Origin of the sequence: Rhodococcus sp. T7 (assembly GCF_009872365.1) — a bacterium.
Classification (GTDB): Bacteria; Actinomycetota; Actinomycetes; order Mycobacteriales; family Mycobacteriaceae; genus Rhodococcus_F.
In genome coordinates, this window is record NZ_WXYH01000366.1 from 33,877 (window position 1) to 50,055 (window position 16,179).

At 70.1% G+C, this 16,179-nt stretch carries 17 protein-coding genes; 6 read left to right on the plus strand and 11 right to left on the minus strand.

Translation table 11 applies throughout. The features are described 5' to 3' along the window. Positions 1-16 precede the first annotated feature (16 nt). The 3 genes from pdxR to MLGJGCBP_RS38395 are packed head-to-tail and all read left to right on the plus strand — an operon-like array spanning position 17 to position 3,525. Positions 17-1,465 (plus strand): MocR-like pyridoxine biosynthesis transcription factor PdxR, encoded by a 1,449-nt coding sequence (gene pdxR, locus MLGJGCBP_RS38385; RefSeq protein WP_160102447.1) that lies wholly within the window; start codon positions 17-19, stop codon positions 1,463-1,465. A 39-nt stretch (positions 1,466-1,504) separates the two neighbouring features. Continuing rightward, the gene (locus tag MLGJGCBP_RS38390) at positions 1,505-2,950 is read left to right on the plus strand and encodes an amidase (protein WP_160102449.1); all 1,446 of its coding nucleotides are present in this window, start codon (positions 1,505-1,507) and stop codon (positions 2,948-2,950) included. Between the two features lie 2 nt (positions 2,951-2,952). Beyond that, on the plus strand, positions 2,953-3,525 hold the full coding sequence (locus MLGJGCBP_RS38395) for a TetR/AcrR family transcriptional regulator (RefSeq protein WP_087559620.1): 573 nt from the start codon (positions 2,953-2,955) through the stop codon (positions 3,523-3,525). A 43-nt stretch (positions 3,526-3,568) separates the two neighbouring features. Here the strand turns inward: MLGJGCBP_RS38395 and era are convergent, their stop codons facing one another. The 6 genes from era to MLGJGCBP_RS38425 form a co-directional block, all read right to left on the minus strand. Continuing rightward, entirely contained in the window at positions 3,569-4,486 is a 918-nt protein-coding gene (gene era / locus MLGJGCBP_RS38400; protein WP_160102451.1) for a GTPase Era, read from the minus strand. Further along, positions 4,479-4,811 (minus strand): cytidine deaminase, encoded by a 333-nt coding sequence (locus tag MLGJGCBP_RS38405; RefSeq protein WP_124391268.1) that lies wholly within the window; start codon positions 4,809-4,811, stop codon positions 4,479-4,481. The genes era and MLGJGCBP_RS38405 overlap by 8 nt, the downstream gene beginning before the upstream one ends. Further along, complete coding sequence (locus MLGJGCBP_RS38410) at positions 4,804-6,123, minus strand: hemolysin family protein (protein WP_160102453.1); 1,320 nt, start codon at positions 6,121-6,123, stop codon at positions 4,804-4,806. Before MLGJGCBP_RS38410 ends, MLGJGCBP_RS38405 begins: the two co-directional genes overlap by 8 nt. Before the next feature lie 21 nt (positions 6,124-6,144). Then, entirely contained in the window at positions 6,145-6,687 is a 543-nt protein-coding gene (ybeY, locus tag MLGJGCBP_RS38415) for an rRNA maturation RNase YbeY (protein WP_087559566.1), read from the minus strand. A 36-nt stretch (positions 6,688-6,723) separates the two neighbouring features. After that, positions 6,724-7,797, minus strand: a complete 1,074-nt coding sequence (locus tag MLGJGCBP_RS38420) for a PhoH family protein (RefSeq protein ID WP_087559565.1) — start codon at positions 7,795-7,797, stop codon at positions 6,724-6,726. Positions 7,798-7,905: 108 nt separating this feature from the next. Next, positions 7,906-8,571, minus strand: a complete 666-nt coding sequence (locus MLGJGCBP_RS38425) for a TetR/AcrR family transcriptional regulator (protein ID WP_087559564.1) — start codon at positions 8,569-8,571, stop codon at positions 7,906-7,908. A 134-nt stretch (positions 8,572-8,705) separates the two neighbouring features. Here MLGJGCBP_RS38425 and MLGJGCBP_RS38430 point away from each other — a divergent pair, with 134 nt between their 5' ends. Continuing rightward, positions 8,706-10,331 carry an MFS transporter gene (locus MLGJGCBP_RS38430; RefSeq protein ID WP_087559563.1) on the plus strand — a complete coding sequence of 542 codons (1,626 nt, stop codon included), beginning with the start codon at positions 8,706-8,708 and terminating at the stop codon, positions 10,329-10,331. Here the strand turns inward: MLGJGCBP_RS38430 and MLGJGCBP_RS38435 are convergent. The 4 genes from MLGJGCBP_RS38435 to hrcA all read right to left on the minus strand — a co-directional run bounded on the left by MLGJGCBP_RS38435 (position 10,305) and on the right by hrcA (position 14,120). Then, the gene (locus MLGJGCBP_RS38435) at positions 10,305-11,066 is read right to left on the minus strand and encodes an alpha/beta hydrolase family protein (RefSeq protein WP_160102455.1); all 762 of its coding nucleotides are present in this window, start codon (positions 11,064-11,066) and stop codon (positions 10,305-10,307) included. The genes MLGJGCBP_RS38430 and MLGJGCBP_RS38435 overlap by 27 nt on opposite strands. Positions 11,067-11,072: 6 nt before the next feature. After that, positions 11,073-11,834 (minus strand): 16S rRNA (uracil(1498)-N(3))-methyltransferase, encoded by a 762-nt coding sequence (locus tag MLGJGCBP_RS38440; protein ID WP_160102457.1) that lies wholly within the window; start codon positions 11,832-11,834, stop codon positions 11,073-11,075. A 2-nt stretch (positions 11,835-11,836) separates the two neighbouring features. Next, the gene (gene dnaJ / locus MLGJGCBP_RS38445) at positions 11,837-12,988 is read right to left on the minus strand and encodes a molecular chaperone DnaJ (protein WP_087559560.1); all 1,152 of its coding nucleotides are present in this window, start codon (positions 12,986-12,988) and stop codon (positions 11,837-11,839) included. A gap of 88 nt (positions 12,989-13,076) precedes the next feature. Continuing rightward, complete coding sequence (gene hrcA / locus MLGJGCBP_RS38450; RefSeq protein ID WP_072946667.1) at positions 13,077-14,120, minus strand: heat-inducible transcriptional repressor HrcA; 1,044 nt, start codon at positions 14,118-14,120, stop codon at positions 13,077-13,079. 209 nt (positions 14,121-14,329) lie between these two features. Between hrcA and MLGJGCBP_RS38455 the strand changes: the two genes are divergently transcribed. Beyond that, on the plus strand, positions 14,330-14,647 hold the full coding sequence (locus tag MLGJGCBP_RS38455; RefSeq protein ID WP_005261240.1) for a type II toxin-antitoxin system VapB family antitoxin: 318 nt from the start codon (positions 14,330-14,332) through the stop codon (positions 14,645-14,647). 12 nt (positions 14,648-14,659) lie between these two features. Here MLGJGCBP_RS38455 and hemW read toward each other — a convergent pair whose 3' ends face one another. Next, positions 14,660-15,868, minus strand: a complete 1,209-nt coding sequence (gene hemW / locus MLGJGCBP_RS38460) for a radical SAM family heme chaperone HemW (protein ID WP_160102563.1) — start codon at positions 15,866-15,868, stop codon at positions 14,660-14,662. A gap of 138 nt (positions 15,869-16,006) precedes the next feature. On the opposite strand from hemW, the gene MLGJGCBP_RS54455 reads away from it, so the two are divergent. Beyond that, positions 16,007-16,099, plus strand: a complete 93-nt coding sequence (locus tag MLGJGCBP_RS54455) for an Ms4527A family Cys-rich leader peptide (protein ID WP_369426193.1) — start codon at positions 16,007-16,009, stop codon at positions 16,097-16,099. Positions 16,100-16,179 lie beyond the last annotated feature (80 nt).

Genomic DNA, 16,179 nt, shown 5'->3' on the forward strand with positions numbered 1-16,179 from the left:
CCAGTATTGTGGGTTCATGCCCCGGATCAGCCCCGAACTGCACCTGACGTTGCCGCTCCCCGACACCGACGCACCGCTTCGGCACCGCATCGCGGAGTCGATCCTCGACGAGATCCGAGGCGGCCGTCTGCGGCCCGGCGACCCGCTGCCCTCCACGCGGGCGCTCGCCGGCCACCTGACGGTCGCGCGGGCGTCGGTGGTCGACGCGTACGACGAACTCTGCTCGTCCGGATACGCGAACGCCCGCGCCGGTTCCGGCACCCGGATCGCGCCGGGCGCCGACGTGGCGGCCCGCGCGCACGTCGCCTCGCACGCGATCACGCACAGGTCGGAGCGGGCGTCGCAGGCCGTGCCCGTGACACCGGAGGCGCGGTGGGACCTCACCCCGGGCCACCCCGACCCCGGCCTGATCTCGACCACCGACTGGCGCCGGGCGTGGCGGTCGGCCGCCGCCGCCCCGGTGACGTCCGACGTTCCGGGCCCTGACGGACACCCGGAATTGCGGCGCGCCCTCGCGGGGCATCTGCGCCGCACCCGGGGCATCGCGGCACGGCCCGACGAACTCGTCATCGTTCCGGGAGTGGGCTCCGCGCTCCGGACCCTCGTCGCCGCGGCCGGGCTGAGCGGCCGCGACGTGGTGTTCGAGGAGCCCGGCTACACCCGGGCCCGCCGGGACCTCGAGTCCTCGGGCTCCCGGACACGCTGCGTGCCCGTGGACGACGACGGCCTCGATCCCGCACTGCTGCGCAGCACCGACGCGGCGGCCTATTGCACGCCCGCCCACCAGTACCCGATGGGGGCCCGGATGCCGGTGGGCCGCAGGGCCCGGCTCGTCGCCGACGCCGCGGCGTCGGGAACGCTGATCATCGAGGACGACTACGACGGCGAGTTCCGCTACGACGTCTCGGCGTTGCCCGCCCTGCGCAGCATCGACCGCGGGCCCGACTGCGTGGCCTACGTGGGCACCGCGTCGAAGATCCTCACTCCCGCGATCCGGGTGGCGTGGGTGATCGCCCCACCGGCGCTGCGGCCGGGGATCGTCCGGGCGCTGGACACGACCGGCGAGGCCTGCTGCGCGATCACGGCCCTCGCGCTGGCGCATTTCATCGACTCGGGTGCGTTGTCGCGGCACCTCGCCCGCGCGTCCCGCACGTATGCGGCCCGCCGGTGCGCGTTCGTCGCCGGTCTGCATCAGCAACTGTCCGCGGTCGGCACGGACGGCGTCGGGGTCGCCGGCATCGACGCCGGTCTCCATGTCGTCCTGACACTGCCGCGCTCGGTCGACGACGTCGCCCTCTCGGCGGAACTGCAGGACCACGGGGTGACGGTGCCGAGCCTCGCCGACTACCGCACCACGCCGGGCGGACCCCGGGGACTGGTTTGCGGGTACGCCCGGCTGCCCGAATCTCAGGCGCGCGGCGCCGCCGGGGTGATCGGAGAGGTGGTCCGCCCGCACCTCCGCTGATACTGTTCGTTCGAACGAACAGTCACGGGGAGGGGCGAGATGAGCACGGGACAACTGGGCAGTGAACAGCGGCACGACGAGGAAGGCGACCGGGCACCGGGACTCGTCGAACAGGTGAACGCCCTGGTCTCCGGCGACACCACGTCGGTCGCGGCCACCCGCGCCGCACTCGACCGCATCGACGCGAGCCAGCCGACGCTCAACGCGTTCAAGGTGGTCCGCCGGAACAAGGCACTGGCCGAGGCCGCCGAAGCCGACCGCCGGATCGCCGCCGGTGAACGCCTCCCGCTCCTCGGTGTCCCGATCGCCGTCAAGGACGACGTCGACGTGGCCGGGGAGCCCACCGCGTTCGGCTGCCCGGGCGACTTCCCGCCCGCGGCGCGGGACTCCGAGATGGTGCGGCGACTGCGCGCCGCCGGTGCCGTCGTCGTCGGCAAGACCAACAGCCCCGAACTGGGGCAGTGGCCGCTCACCGGCGGACCCGCCTTCGGTCACACCCGCAACCCGTGGAACGGCGAACACACCCCGGGCGGGTCGTCCGGGGGCGCCGCGGCGGCCGTGTCCGCCGGCCTCGTGTCCGCCGCGATCGGCTCCGACGGCGCCGGTTCCATCCGCATCCCCGCCGCGTGGACCAACCTCGTCGGAATCAAACCGCAACGCGGCCGCATCTCCACCTGGCCCGCCGCCGAGGCGTTCTACGGTCTCACCGTCAACGGACCGCTGGCTCGGACGGTCGCCGACGCCGCCCTGCTCCTCGACGTCGCGGCAGGACCGCACGACGGCGACACTCACACCCCGCCACCGGTCACCGTCAGCGACGCCGTCGGCCGCGATCCCGGGCCGCTGCGCATTGCGCTGTCGCTGCGGATCCCCTTCACCGCCACCCCCACGACACTGCACCCCGAGGTGCGTCGGGGCGTCGCGCGGATCGCCGATGCGCTGCGCGGGCTCGGGCACCGCGTCGTGGTGGACGACCCCGACTACGGAATCATGTTCGGGCTCGGTTTCCTCCCCCGGTCGATGGTCGGCATCGACGACTGGATGCGGAAGGTCCCCGACCCGGCGCTCGTCGATCCCCGCACGAAGGGCAACGCCCGGACCGGGCGGCTGTTGCGCGGGGCCCCGCTGCGCGCCGCCCGGGCGGCCGAGCCGAGGATGCGGCGACGCGTCGGCGCCATCTTCGACGAGTACGACCTCGTCCTCGCCCCCACCACTGCCACTCCCCCGCCGAGGGTCGAGGGGATCGACGGCATCGGTTCGTGGGCCACGGACAAGGTGATCACCGCGGTCTGCCCGTACGCGTGGCCGTGGAACGTGCTGGGCTGGCCGAGCGTGAACGTCCCGGCCGGGTTCACGTCCGGAAACCTGCCGATCGGCGCCCAGCTGATGGGGCACGACAACGCCGAGCCGCTCCTGGTTTCGGTTGCGGCCCAACTCGAGTCGGTGCTCCGGTGGGATCTGGAACGTCCCGGGAAGTGGTGGTGACCGTGGCGTCGACGGACGTCCGTGACCGGATCCTCGCGGCGGCGCTGCACATAGTCGGCACGGAAGGCATTCCCGGCGTGACCAATCGGCGGATCGCGGCGCAGGCCGGGGTGTCGCTCGGCTCCATCACGTACCACTTCCCCACGCAGACGGACCTGCTGCGCGCCGCGCTGTCGGGGTTCGTGACGGAGGAGACGCAGCGGCTGTCGGAGCTGGCGGAGGGGTACCGGGACAAGGGGCTGAGCTTCGAGGACGTCGCCGCCCTGACGGAGAAGGTCGCGAAGGATCTGGCGTTCTCCGCCGAGCGGATCGCCCCGTTCGAGCTGTACATCCAGGCGGGCCGGGATCACGAACTCCGTCAGGCCGCCGCCGAATGTTTCGCCGCGTACGACGAATTGACGGTGACGATCCTCACCGCCCTCGGTGTCCCCGACGCGGCGTCCGTCGCCCCGACGGTCGTGGCGACCATCGCCGGCCTGCAGCTACGGAGGCTCGCCACCGGCAGCGACGGCGAGCACGATTTCGCGGCGTCGGTGCTGCTTCTCCTGCGGGCCGCCGGCCCCGTGAGCGGCTGACGAGTCCATGGACTCGCTGACCACGCACGGGCGGCGGAGCCGCCTAGAACCCCAGCCTGCCCAGCTGTTTCGGGTCGCGCTGCCAGTCCTTGGCGACCTTCACGTGCAGTTCGAGGAAGATCTTGGTGCCGAGCAGTTTCTCGATCTGCAGCCGCGCCTTGGTCCCCACGTCGCGGAGGCGGGCGCCGCCCTTGCCGATCACGATGCCCTTCTGCGACGGCCGCTCGACGTACAGCAGCGCGTGCACGTCGAGCAGTTCGCCCTGCTTCTCGGTGCGTCCCTCGCGGGGGATGATCTCCTCGATGACCACGGCCAGCGAGTGCGGCAGTTCGTCGCCGAGCCCCTCGAGAGCGGCCTCGCGAATGAGTTCGGCCATCAGCGTCTCTTCGGGTTCGTCGGTGAGTTCGCCGTCCGGGTAGAACGCCGGCCCCTCCTCCATCTTCGACGCGAGGACGTCGACCAGCACCTCCACCTGCTCGCCGGACGCGGCGGACACCGGCACGACGTCCGTCTCCGGCCCGAGGAGCTTGGAGACGGCCAGCAACTGCTGCCCGACCATGTCCTTGCTGACCTTGTCGATCTTCGTGACGATGCCGACGAGCGTGGTCTTCGGGGCGATCTGCCGGACCTGCTGCACGATCCAACGGTCGCCGGGGCCGATCTTCTCGTCCGCCGGGATGCACAGGCAGATGACGTCGACCTCGGAGTAGGTGTCGCGCACGAGGTCGTTGAGGCGCTGGCCGAGGAGCGTCCGGGGACGGTGCAGCCCCGGGGTGTCGACGAGGATCAGCTGCGCGTGGTCGCGGTGCACGATGCCGCGGATGGTGTGCCGGGTGGTCTGCGGCCGCGAGGACGTGATCGCGATCTTGCTGCCCACCAGCGCGTTGGTCAGCGTGGACTTGCCCGTGTTGGGCCGTCCGACGAAACAGACGAATCCGGAACGGAATTCGGGTTTACTCATGTTGCTCCTCGATCACGGATCCATCGGTTCGCGCGAAGACGACGGCCGCCTGCGCACTGACTTCGTGTAGCGCGGCGATGCCCGGGTCGTCCGGGTTCCCGCCGATCACGGCTGCCGCCTCGAAACCCTCGGCACCACTCGACACCGCCGCCGCGACGGCCGCCTGCAACGCGGTCAGCGACAGCGCCGTCAACGCGACCGCGCCGGCCGCGTAGGTGCGGCCGTCGAGGTCGCGGACGGCGGCGCCCTGGCCACTTCCGGTGCGGCCGAACGCTCCTCGCGCGAGCACGATCAGTTTCGCGTCCTCGGCGTCCAGTTCAGTCATTGTCGCCCTCCCGTTCACGGTCGTTGACGTCGTCGTCCTCGTCGATCGGTGCGCGTTGCACGAAGACCGTGCTGATCCGCACCCGCCCGCGCACGTCGGGCGAACCCTCACCGCGCAGGACGAGACCGTGCGAGACGACCTCCGATCCCGGGAGCGGCACCCTGCCGAGTTCGTATCCGATGAGCCCACCGACTGTTTCGACCTCGTCGTTCTCGACCTCGATGCCGAACAGTTCACCGAGATCCTCGATCGGCAGCCGCGCGGACACCCGGTACATGCCGTCGCCGAGGTCCTCGACGGGCGGGGTCTCGTCCTGGTCGTATTCGTCGGCGATCTCCCCGACGATCTCCTCGATGACGTCCTCGATGGTGACCAGGCCTGCGATGCCGCCGTATTCGTCGACCAGCACGGCCATGTGGTTGCGGTCGCGCTGCATCTCGGCGAGCAGGCTGTCGAGGGGTTTGGAATCGGGCACGAACACGGCCGGCCGCATCACGTCGCCGACGAGGACACTGCGTCCACCGTCGCGGGAGTGGTACGTCTGCTGCACGAGGTCCTTGAGGTAGACCACGCCGAGGACGTCGTCGACGTTCTCCCCGATCACGGGGATCCGCGAATGTCCGCTGCGGACGGCCAGCGACGTCGCCTGCCCCGCGCTCTTGTCGTTCTCGATCCACACCATCTCGGTGCGCGGCACCATCACCTCGCGGGCGGAGGTGTCGCCGAGTTCGAACACGGACTGGATCATCCGGCGTTCCTCGTCGGCGACGACGCCGCGTTCCTGCGCCATGTCGACGAGTTCGCGCAATTCGATCTCGGACGCGAAGGGGCCGTTGCGGAATCCCTTACCCGGGGTGATCGCGTTACCGATCAGGATGAGCAGGCGGCTGATCGGGCCGAGCAGGGTTCCGATGACCTGCAGGGGAAGCGACGTGATCAACGCGATCGTGTACGCGTGCTGGCGGCCGAGCGTGCGCGGGCCGACCCCGATCACCACGTAGTCGACGAGCACCATGATGACGGCGGTGAACGTGAGCGCCCACACGGGTTCGAGGAGGTCGGACAGGCCACCGACGAGCACCACCGTCGCCGTGATCTCGCACAGGATGCGCAGCAGCACCATGAGATTCACGTAGCGGGGGCGATCCGACAGGATGCGGAGCACCCGGGTGGCGCCGGGGCGATCCTCCTTCGCCATCTCCTCGATGCGCGCAGACGAGATCGTGTTGAGCGCGGAATCGACGGCGGCGAAGACACCACCGAGAGGGACGAGGACGATCGCGAGGACGATCAGCGCGATGGCGCTACTCACAGAAGACCCTTCACGTGGCGGTTACTGATCCGGGGCGTCGAAGAAGCCGGCCTTGCCGAGCAGCTTCTGGTCCCGGGCAGCGAGCGCGGCGTCCCGTTCGGCCTGGCGCAGATCCTCGTACCAGTCGTCGAGCAACTGGTTCTGCAGGCCGAACATCTCCTTCTCCTCCTCCGGTTCGGCGTGGTCGTAGCCGAGAAGGTGAAGCACACCGTGCACGGTGAGCAGAGCGAGTTCGTGGGCCAGCGGATGACCGGCCTTGTCGGCCTGGTCGGCGGCGAAGGACGGGCACAGCACGATGTCGCCGAGCATCGACGGTCCCGGCTCGGGTGAATCCGGGCGGCCGCCGGGCTCGAGCTCGTCCATCGGGAACGACATCACGTCGGTGGGACCGGGCAGGTCCATCCACCGCATGTGGAGGTCGGCCATGGTGGCCGAGTCCACGAGGACCATCGACAACTCGGCCGCGGGGTGCACGTCCATCCTCGCGATCACGAAGCGGGCAACGCTGATCAGCTCCTCTTCGGAGACGTCCATGCCCGATTCGTTCGAGACTTCGATGCTCATGTGTGTCGCTTCCTCCTGGTTCCGGCGACACTCACCCTACCGTCGTGGAGAACGCGAGTGCGCCGCTCTCCGCTGTGCGCGGTTCCCGAGCTCGACCTTGCCGTCCCGGTCCGCCTCGAAACGCTCGTACGCGTCGACGATGTCGGACACCAGCCGGTGCCGGACCACGTCGCTGCTGTTGAGTTCGGCGAAGTAGATGTCGTCGATGTCACCGAGTATCTCGGTGGCCGCGCGGAGCCCGGACCGGGCGCCGCCCGGAAGGTCCACCTGCGTGACGTCGCCGGTGACGACGACCTTGGAACCGAAGCCGAGGCGGGTGAGGAACATCTTCATCTGCTCGGCGGTGGTGTTCTGCGCCTCGTCGAGGATGATGAACGCGTCGTTGAGCGTGCGGCCGCGCATATAGGCGAGCGGCGCCACCTCGATGACACCCGATTGCATCAGCTTCGGGATGGCCTCGGGGTCCATCATGTCGTGCAGGGCGTCGTGCAGCGGCCGCAGGTACGGATCGATCTTCTCGTGCAGCGTGCCGGGCAGGAAGCCGAGCCGCTCCCCCGCCTCGACCGCGGGGCGGGTGAGGATGATCCGCGACACCTGCTTGGTCTGCAGGGCCTGCACCGCCTTCGCCATGGCGAGGTACGTCTTGCCGGTGCCCGCCGGCCCGATGCCGAACACGATGGTGTTGGCATCGATCGCGTCGACGTACCGCTTCTGGTTCAGCGTCTTCGGCCGGATCGTCTTGCCGCGGCGCGACAGGATGTCGAGGGTGAGGACCTCGGCGGGCGAATCGCTCAGGCCCTGCGTGAGCATGCCGACCGTGCGGCGCACCGCGTCGGGGGTCAGCGGCTGCCCGCGGCCGACGATGGCGCTCAGTTCGGCGATGACCCGCTCGGCGAGCGCGACGTCACCGGGCCGTCCCGTCAACGTGACGGCGTTGCCGCGTACATGGATGTCTGCGTCCAGGACCCGTTCGAGAGCGCGCAGATTCTCGTCGGAAGAACCGAGGAGAGGCGGGACCGTTTCGGGTGGGAGATCGATACTCGAACGCACGGTGCGTTCCGCCGGACGCGTGGCGCCGAACGTCTCGCCGTTCTGGTCTTGTTCGCTCACGTGAGGGATATGGCCTTCTTCCGGGTTCCTGGTCGGTCACGACGGTCGTCGCGATGAAGGAAGTCTATCGCTCGCAGGTCACAGCGCCCACTCGTTTACGCGACGCCGTCACCGATCCGCGACGTCCGGATTCTCGCGCAGCCACCGGCGCGCCTCGTCCACGACGCGGGCGCCCTCGGCCGGAATCAAGCCGAGCACCGCGAGGTACGCGACGGCGAACGACTCGCCCGAATCCTGCACTGCGCCGGAATTCGCCTGGTCCAGCAGGGTGATCGTCATCGCTTCCGCGAGGGCCACCAGCACCGTCGACGGCAGGTAGGACGCGAACACCCCCGACTGCCGGCCACGCTCGACCACCCGCACGTCCCGGTCGCGGACCACCCCGAGGAGGTCGTGGATGCGCTGCTCGCCGAGTTCGCGACGGGCGAACGACAGCAGCATGCGAAAGCGGTCGCCGATCGGCCACGTTCGCAGCGCCATCACGGCGACCGCGAGGTCGGGACGCTCCGGCTGCCGCGCCTCGTCCCCCATGGCGACCACGAGGGCGGCGGAGGCCTCGTCGGCGATGCCCTCGACGAGCGCCTCGCGGCTGGGGAAATGAGCGTAGACGGTGCGGCGCACGACCCCGGCGGCCCGCGCGACGTCGTCCATGCTCGCGTCCGGGTCGGCGATGAAGGCGGCGACTGCGGCGTCGAGAATTCGCGCCCGGTTGGCGCGCGCGTGACTTCGGCGGGTCTTCCCGGGGTCACCGGGCGACTTCGTCGGGACAGACACGGGCGGAACTCCCTCGCTGGTTGGTGTGATCTACGCCAATCGTACTTGCACACTGGTGTGCAAGTAGCTAACTTACACATCACTGTGCAATTAACTGCGCCGATCCGATCGAGCACAACCCCAGGAGCGTCGACATGACCACCGTGATGAACACACCGGTCTCCCGAATGGACGGGCCGTACTCCCGACGCTGGGCCGCGCTCGGCGTGCTCTGCCTGAGCCTGCTGATCGTCGTGATGGCCAACACCGCCCTGATCGTCGCGGCCCCCGACATGACCCGCGACCTCGCCCTGAGCAGCTCCGATCTGCAGTGGGTGATCGACGGCTACACCGTTCCCTACGCCGCGCTGATGCTCCTGTTCGGCGTGATCGGCGACAAGTACAGCCGGCGCGGCGCGCTACTCGCGGGACTGCTCGTGTTCGGCGCCGGCGCCGTCGTCGGCAGCCTCGCCGACACCACCACGGCCGTCGTCGCAGCACGCATGGTCATGGGCGTCGGAGCGGCGATCATCATGCCCGCCACACTGTCCCTCCTCGTGGCCACGTTCCCGCGGGCCGAACGGGCGCGGGCCATCGCCGCCTGGGCCGCGACGTCCGGGCTCGCCATCGCCCTCGGGCCGCTGCTCGCCGGCTGGCTGCTGGAGAGCCACTCGTGGAGCGCCACCTTCCTCGTCAACGTCCCGATCGCCGCCGTCGCGATGGTCGCGGCGCTGATGCTCGTGCCGCCGTCGAAGGCCGACGGCCGGGGTCCGATCGACTGGCTGGGCGGGCTGCTGTCGGTGACGACCATCGGGTCGCTCGTGTACGCGATCATCGACGGATTCCACTTCGGCTGGGGCGCAGGCGCTGTCGGCGCCGCGATCACCGCGGGGGTGGGTCTCGGACTGTTCGTCGTGTGGGAGTTACGCCATCCGCAGCCACTGCTCGACGTCCGCAGGCTGGGCAGGCGCGAGGTGGGTGGGTCCACCCTCGCCGTGCTGTTGCTGTTCCTCGCGGCGTTCGGGTCGATCTACTACATGTCGCAGGAATTCCAGTTCGTGCTGGGGCTCAGCCCTCTCGCCACCGGCGTCCACCTGCTGCCGCTCGCCGCAGCGGTGTCGGTCGGATCGTTGCTCAGCGGGCGCGTGAACCCGAGGCTCGGCACCCGGGTCACCGTCGTCACCGGCATGGTGATCGCGGCCGCGGGCGTGCTGCTGACGACGACCGTGGACGGCAGTTCGGACTACCTCGACTTCCTGGCCCCGCTGATCCTGCTCGGCGTCGGAATCGGCCTCAGCGTGTCCCCCGCCACGGACGCCATCATGGGCAACTTCCCCGAGAGCGACCTCGGCGCCGCGGGCGGCCTCAACGACACCGCGATCGAACTGGGCGGATCGCTCGGGATCGCGATCCTCGGCTCGGTCCTCGCGTCGGCGTACAAGGACGACGTCGCCGGTTTCCTCGACACACTGCCCGTCGGTCAGCTGTCCGGGGAGCAGGCCGCGCAGGCCGCCCAGGCAGCGGACGTCGCGGGCGACTCGATCGGCGGAGCGTCGGTCGTGGCCGCGGAACTGGGCAGAAACCCGCTGTTCGCGTCGCAGTCCCAGGCGCTCCTCGACGCCGCGGGAACGGCGTTCGCGAACGCCGTCTCCCAGGCCGGCCTGGTCGGCGGACTCGCGCTGGGCATCGGCGCGGTGGTAGTGGCGCTCGTCCTGCCCGGACGCACGGTCACATCCGAATCCGGGGACCGTAGTTCAGAACTCGCCGTCGTCGGACAGTAGGGCGTCCCGGGAGATCTTCCAGCACTCGGTCTCGGGATTCAGGAACGCGTAGTGGTCTTCCCCGTCGACGACGTGCAGCGCGACGGGATCGCCTGCCGCCCGCGCCGCCTCGCTGTACCGGACGCTCACCTTCGCCGGAACCTGCGCGTCCTCGGTGCCGTGGATGCATACCACCGGTACCCCGGTGGGGATGCGGTGCAGCGGGGACGCGGCGCGGTACCGGTCCGGGTCCTCGTCGAACGGCACCCCGAGGAGGTCCTCGATGTACCCGATCCGCCGGCCGCGTTCCCCCGCTGAGGCGAGGTCGAGGGCGCCTGCCTGGGACACGACCCTGTCCGGCCGGACCGTCGTCTGCCGCTGACCGGCCAGCCACACCGCGAGTTGCCCGCCGGCCGAGTGACCGACGACCCGGACCTTCGACAGGTCGAACGGGACCGGAGACCGCTCGGCGACCGGACCGGCGATCGCGTCGAGCGCGGCGAGAACGTCGGCGGACATCTCGTCCCACCGGCCGCCCGCACCGAGCCTGCGGTATTCGATGTTCCAGACGGCGACGCCGTGGCGTGCCAGGTCGACCGCGAAACTCGTGCCCAGGTTCAGGTGGTATTTCCCGCTCCAGAAACCGCCGTGGACGACCATCACCACCGGCACCGGGGTCGACGCCGGTTCCTCGGGCGGATAGAAGTGCCCGAACTGCTGCGGTTCGGTTCCGTAGGCGATGCGAATGCGGTCCACGGACAGTCAGGCTAGCGGGGCCGCGCCCCAGCGGTCGGTGAGGACGCCGATGGCGCCCAGCGCGACGGCCGCGGCGGTCGAGGTCCGCAGGACGTGCGGTCCGAGCAGCACCGGCACGGCGCCCGCCTCGGACAGCGCGGTGATCTCGTCCTCGGAGATGCCTCCCTCGGGACCGACGACGAGCACGATCTCGGCCGCCGAACGCAGCGGAAGCTCGGCGAGGCCCTGCGTCGCCGCCTCGTGCAGTACGGCGACGACTCCGCCCCGGCCGACCACCTCACGGACGACGGCGAGCATCCCGGCGGTGCGGTGCAGATCCGACACCTCGGGCACGATCGCCCGCCGGGACTGCTTGGCGGCGGCGAGAGCCGCGCTACGCCAGCGAGCGACACCCTTCGCGACCTTCGGGCCCTCCCACCGCGCCACACACCGCGACGACTGCCACGGCACGATCGCGTCGACCCCGGCCTCGGTGGCCAGCTCGACCGCCAGCTCGGACCGCTCCGCCTTCGGAAGCGCCTGCACCACGGTCACACTCGGCGACGGCGCCGTCACCTGACGACGCTCGTGGACGGTGAGTTCGAGCCGGTCCTTACCGGCCGCCGTCACCTCGGTGTCGGCGAGACCACCCCGGCCGTCGGCCAGCACGATCCGCTCCCCCACACCGATCCGGCGCACCGTCGCGGCGTGCCTGCCCTCCGGGCCGTCCAGAACGGCGGTGCTCCCCACCTCGGGCAGCGGGTCGAGGAAGAAGACCGTCGCCGCCACGGTCAGCGACCGCTGAACGCTTCACGCAGGCGCGAGAACAATCCGCCGCTGTGCTGGGACCCGGTGGAGACGACCTCGGCGATGTCGCGGTCGCGCAGGTCCTTGAGTTCGCGGAGAAGCTTCGTCTCCTTGTGGTCGAGACGCGACGGAACCACGACCTCGAGGTGTGCGTGCACGTCGCCGCGGATACCGGACCGCAGCTTCGGCATGCCGTGCCCGCGCAGGACCGTCACCGACCCCGGCTGGGTGCCCGGCTCGATGGTGATCTCCTTGGGACCGTCGATGATCGTGTCGATCGTCACGGTCGTGCCGAGGGCGGCGTCGATCATCGGAACCCGGATCGTGCAGTGCAGGTCCTCGCCGTCGCGGACGAACACCTCGTGCGCCTGCTCGACGACCTCGACGTACAGGTCGCCCGCGGGTCCGCCGCCGGGACCGACCTCGCCCTGCGCGGCGAGACGGATCCGCATGCCGCCCGCGACGCCTGCGGGCACCTTCACCGTGATGTCGCGGCGGGCGCGCACCCGGCCGTCGCCGCCGCACTTGTGGCACGGGTCGGGAATCGTCTCGCCCGCGCCGCGACAGGTGGGGCACGGCCGCGACGTCATGACCTGACCGAGGAACGAACGCTGCACCGACTGGACCTCGCCCGCGCCGCCACACGTCTCACAGCGCACCGGCTTGGAGTCGCCGTTGGTGCCCGAACCGGTGCAGCTGTCGCACAGGATCGCCGTCTCGACGGTGACGTGCTTGCTGACACCGGTCGCACACTCCGCCAGCGTGAGCTTGGTGCGCAGCAGTGAATCGGCGCCCGGCTGGACACGGCCGCGCGGCCCGCGGCCCGCTCCGCCTCCGCCGCCGAAGAACGCTTCGAACACGTCGCCGAGGCCGCCACCGAAACCGCCGCCGAAGCCGGCACCGCCTCCGCCGCCGCCCGAGGAGAGAGGGTCGCCGCCGAGGTCGACGATGCGGCGCTTCTCCGGATCCGACAGCACCTCGTAGGCCGTCGAGATGTCCCGGAACCGGGCCTGCGCCGCCTCGTCGGGGTTCACGTCCGGATGCAGTTCCCTCGCCAGCTTGCGGTACGCGCGCTTGAGCTCCTGATCGGTCGCCTTCTGATCGACGCCGAGCGTTGCGTAGTAATCCCGTGCCACGTTGAGTCTCTCGTCCTTCTCTACTTCGTTATCTCGCCACTAGTACCTGTGCGCGCTGTCTACGCGCGGCGCTGTCGCCGGCCGGCCGTCACCGCTCGGCGAGCACCTGGCCGATGTATCTCGCAACGGCTGCCACCGACGCGATTGTTCCCGGATAGTCCATCCGGGTAGGTCCGAGCACGCCCATTCCGCCGAGCACGGTGCCCGCCGCACCGTAGCCGGTCGAGATGACGGAGGTGCCGCGCATCTGCTCCACCTGGGTTTCCTCCCCGATCCGGACCGTCACGGTGCCCGCGTCCTGGGTGGCGGCCAGCAGCTTGAGCACCACCACCTGCTCCTCGAGCGCCTCGAGGACCGCGCGCAGCGAACCGGGGAATCCGCTGATTCCCGTGAAATCGGCCGCGTTGCGGGTCAGGTTCGCGGTGCCGCCGAGGACGAGGCGCTCCTCGGGGTGCTCGACGAGCGTTTCCACGAGCACGGTGGCCGAACGGATGACGGCGTCGCGCAGATCTTCGGGGGCCTCGTCGGCCAGTTCCGACACGGCGATGGACGCCGCCGCGAGCCGTTTGCCGTCGAGGGCTCCGCCGAGCAGTCCGCGCAGCCGCGCCAGGTCCTCGTCGTCGAGGACGTCGCCGAGTTCGACGATGCGCTGATCCACTCGGCCCGAGTCGGTGATGAGCACCAGCAGCAGCCGGGCGGGGGTCAGCGCGACCACCTCGAGGTGGCGGACGGACGACGCCGAGAGTGTGGGATATTGCACAACCGCGACCTGCCGTGTGAGTTGCGCGAGCAGGCGCACACCGCGCCGGAGGACGTCGTCCAGGTCGACGCCGGACTCGAGGAAATCGAGGATCGCGCGACGCTCCGCCGTCGACAGCGGCTTCACGTCGGCGATGCGGTCGACGAACTGCCGGTATCCCTTGTCGGTGGGGACACGGCCCGAACTCGTGTGCGGCTGGGCGATGTAGCCCTCGCTCTCGAGGAACGCCATGTCGTTACGCACCGTCGCACTGGAAACACCCAGATTGTGCCGCTCGACCAGCGCCTTCGATCCCACCGGCTCCTGGGTCGAGACGTAGTCGGCGACGATGGCGCGGAGAACCTCGAACCGTCTGTCGTCCGTACTCGACATCGCCGTCCACCTCCAATTCTCGATCGTCACGAGCAGCGACGTCACCGAACCTTCGTTCGGGTCGGCCGTCACATCCCCTGAGCTACGCGCAGATGCGCGTGCGTCTCGGCTCGGTCCAGTCTAATCGTCGCGTCGCCGATACCGGTTCAGGCCTTACTGTGGTGGGCGGAGACGAGCAGAGGCAACCACCACGGGCGGATGACGAGGCGATGATTTTCAAAGGTGTCATGGACGGCAAGCCGTACCCGGACCACGGGTTGTCGCTGCGCGACTGGTCCAAGATCCCGCCGCGGCAGGTGCGGCTCGACGAGATCGTCACCACGACCAAGGTTCTCGAACTCGACCGGCTGCTGTCGGAGGACTCGACGTTCTACGGCGACCTGTTCCCGCACGCGGTGCAGTGGCACGGGGTGCTCTACCTCGAGGACGGGTTGCACCGGGCGGTGCGCTCGGCGCTGCGGAACCGCGTCGTGCTGCACGCCCGCGTGTTCGACTACGACGAGATGCCCGGCATCGTCACGGCCTGAGACGGAAGCGTCTCAGCGCAGCACCGCCCGGACCACGGCGTCGGCGAGGAGCCGCCCGCGGTCGGTCAGCACCAGGTGCTCCCCCGCACGCACCAGCAGTCCGTCGGCGACCACCGTCTCGGCCGCGCGCTGCTCCGCGTCGTCCAGTTCCGCCACGGGAAGTCCCGTGCGCAGCCGCGCCGTCAGCATGACCCGCTCGACGTGGACGTCCTCCTCCGTCAGTTGCTCGCTGCCACCGACGGGCAGGCTTCCTTCCGCCAACTGGTCCGCGTAGCGCGCCGGATGCTTGACGTTCCACCAGCGCACACCGCCGACGTGGCTGTGCGCGCCCGGCCCGGCGCCCCACCAGTCGCCGCCGTCCCAGTAGCCCAGGTTGTGCAGGCAGGCCGCGTCCTCGCGCGCCCAGTTCGACACCTCGTACCAGGTCAGGCCGGCCTCCGCGAGCCGGGCGTCGATCCGCTCGTACCGCGACGCGAGCACGTCGTCGTCGGGGGCAGGCAGTTCCCCGCGGCGCACCTTCCGCGCCAGGGCGGTGCCGTCCTCGACGATCAGCGCGTACGCGGACACGTGGTCCACGCCCGCCGAGAGCACCGCGTCGAGCGACAGGTCGAGGTCCTCGTCGCGCTCCCCCGGCGTTCCGTAGATGAGGTCGAGATTGACGTGCCCGAACCCCGCGGACCGCGCCTCCAGCGCCGCCGCCACCGCACGCCCCGGCGTGTGCGTGCGGTCGAGGACCTTCAGCACGTGCTGCGCCGCCGACTGCATGCCCAGCGAGATCCGCGTGAATCCGCCCGCGAGCAATCGGTCGAAGAACTCCGGCGACGTTGACTCCGGATTCGACTCGGTGGTCACCTCGGCGCCGTCCGCGAGCCCGAAACTCGCGCGGACCGCGCCGAGGACGTCCGCCAGGCCGTCGCCGCCGAGAAGGGACGGCGTGCCGCCGCCGACGAAGACCGTGTCGACTGCCGGAGCGCCCGTCATCTGCGCGGCCAGGTCGAGTTCGCGGCGCACACCCTCCATCCACGACTGCGGCGACGCCGACGTCCCCAGCTCCCCGGCCGTGTACGTGTTGAAATCGCAGTATCCGCAGCGTGTGGCACAGAAAGGCACGTGCACGTAGATCCCGAACGGACGGCTGCCCACACCCGCCAGCGCACTCTCGGGCAGCGCAAATGCCGCCGCCTCACCCCGACCGACCGTGGAAGTACTCAATCCGCTCACCCCACCAGTCTCCACGGTCGGCTCCCCACCGGTGACCACCCGACCGTCAACGGCCCCTCGTCGTGATATTTCCCGCAAAAATGGTGGAAATCGGTGCCCGGCTCTGCGTGAGCGATCTGACGTGGCACAATGGTCTGCATGACCGGACCCGGAGTGCGACTTGTGGCGCGTCGCCACGTCGATCTCAAGCGTGTCTGCAGCTGTTGTTGTCTGCCCTGTCTCGCGCAGTAATTCAGCCTGTCAGCCCGTTCATCTTTCTTCTCGACTTCCGGCCGGATTCGAATGCCCCGAGCGAGGATCAGCCCTCCTCC

Excerpts from the sequence above, each read along its gene's own strand:
- pdxR (WP_160102447.1), top strand. The coding sequence starts at position 17 with ATGCCCCGGATCAGCCCCGAACTGCACCTGACGTTGCCGCTCCCCGAC.
- MLGJGCBP_RS38390 (WP_160102449.1), top strand. The coding sequence starts at position 1,505 with ATGAGCACGGGACAACTGGGCAGTGAACAGCGGCACGACGAGGAAGGC.
- era (WP_160102451.1), bottom strand. The coding sequence starts at position 4,486 with ATGAGTAAACCCGAATTCCGTTCCGGATTCGTCTGTTTCGTCGGACGG.
- MLGJGCBP_RS38405 (WP_124391268.1), bottom strand. The coding sequence starts at position 4,811 with ATGACTGAACTGGACGCCGAGGACGCGAAACTGATCGTGCTCGCGCGA.
- ybeY (WP_087559566.1), bottom strand. The coding sequence starts at position 6,687 with ATGAGCATCGAAGTCTCGAACGAATCGGGCATGGACGTCTCCGAAGAG.
- MLGJGCBP_RS38430 (WP_087559563.1), top strand. The coding sequence starts at position 8,706 with ATGACCACCGTGATGAACACACCGGTCTCCCGAATGGACGGGCCGTAC.
- hrcA (WP_072946667.1), bottom strand. The coding sequence starts at position 14,120 with ATGTCGAGTACGGACGACAGACGGTTCGAGGTTCTCCGCGCCATCGTC.
- MLGJGCBP_RS38455 (WP_005261240.1), top strand. The coding sequence starts at position 14,330 with ATGATTTTCAAAGGTGTCATGGACGGCAAGCCGTACCCGGACCACGGG.
- MLGJGCBP_RS54455 (WP_369426193.1), top strand. The coding sequence starts at position 16,007 with ATGACCGGACCCGGAGTGCGACTTGTGGCGCGTCGCCACGTCGATCTC.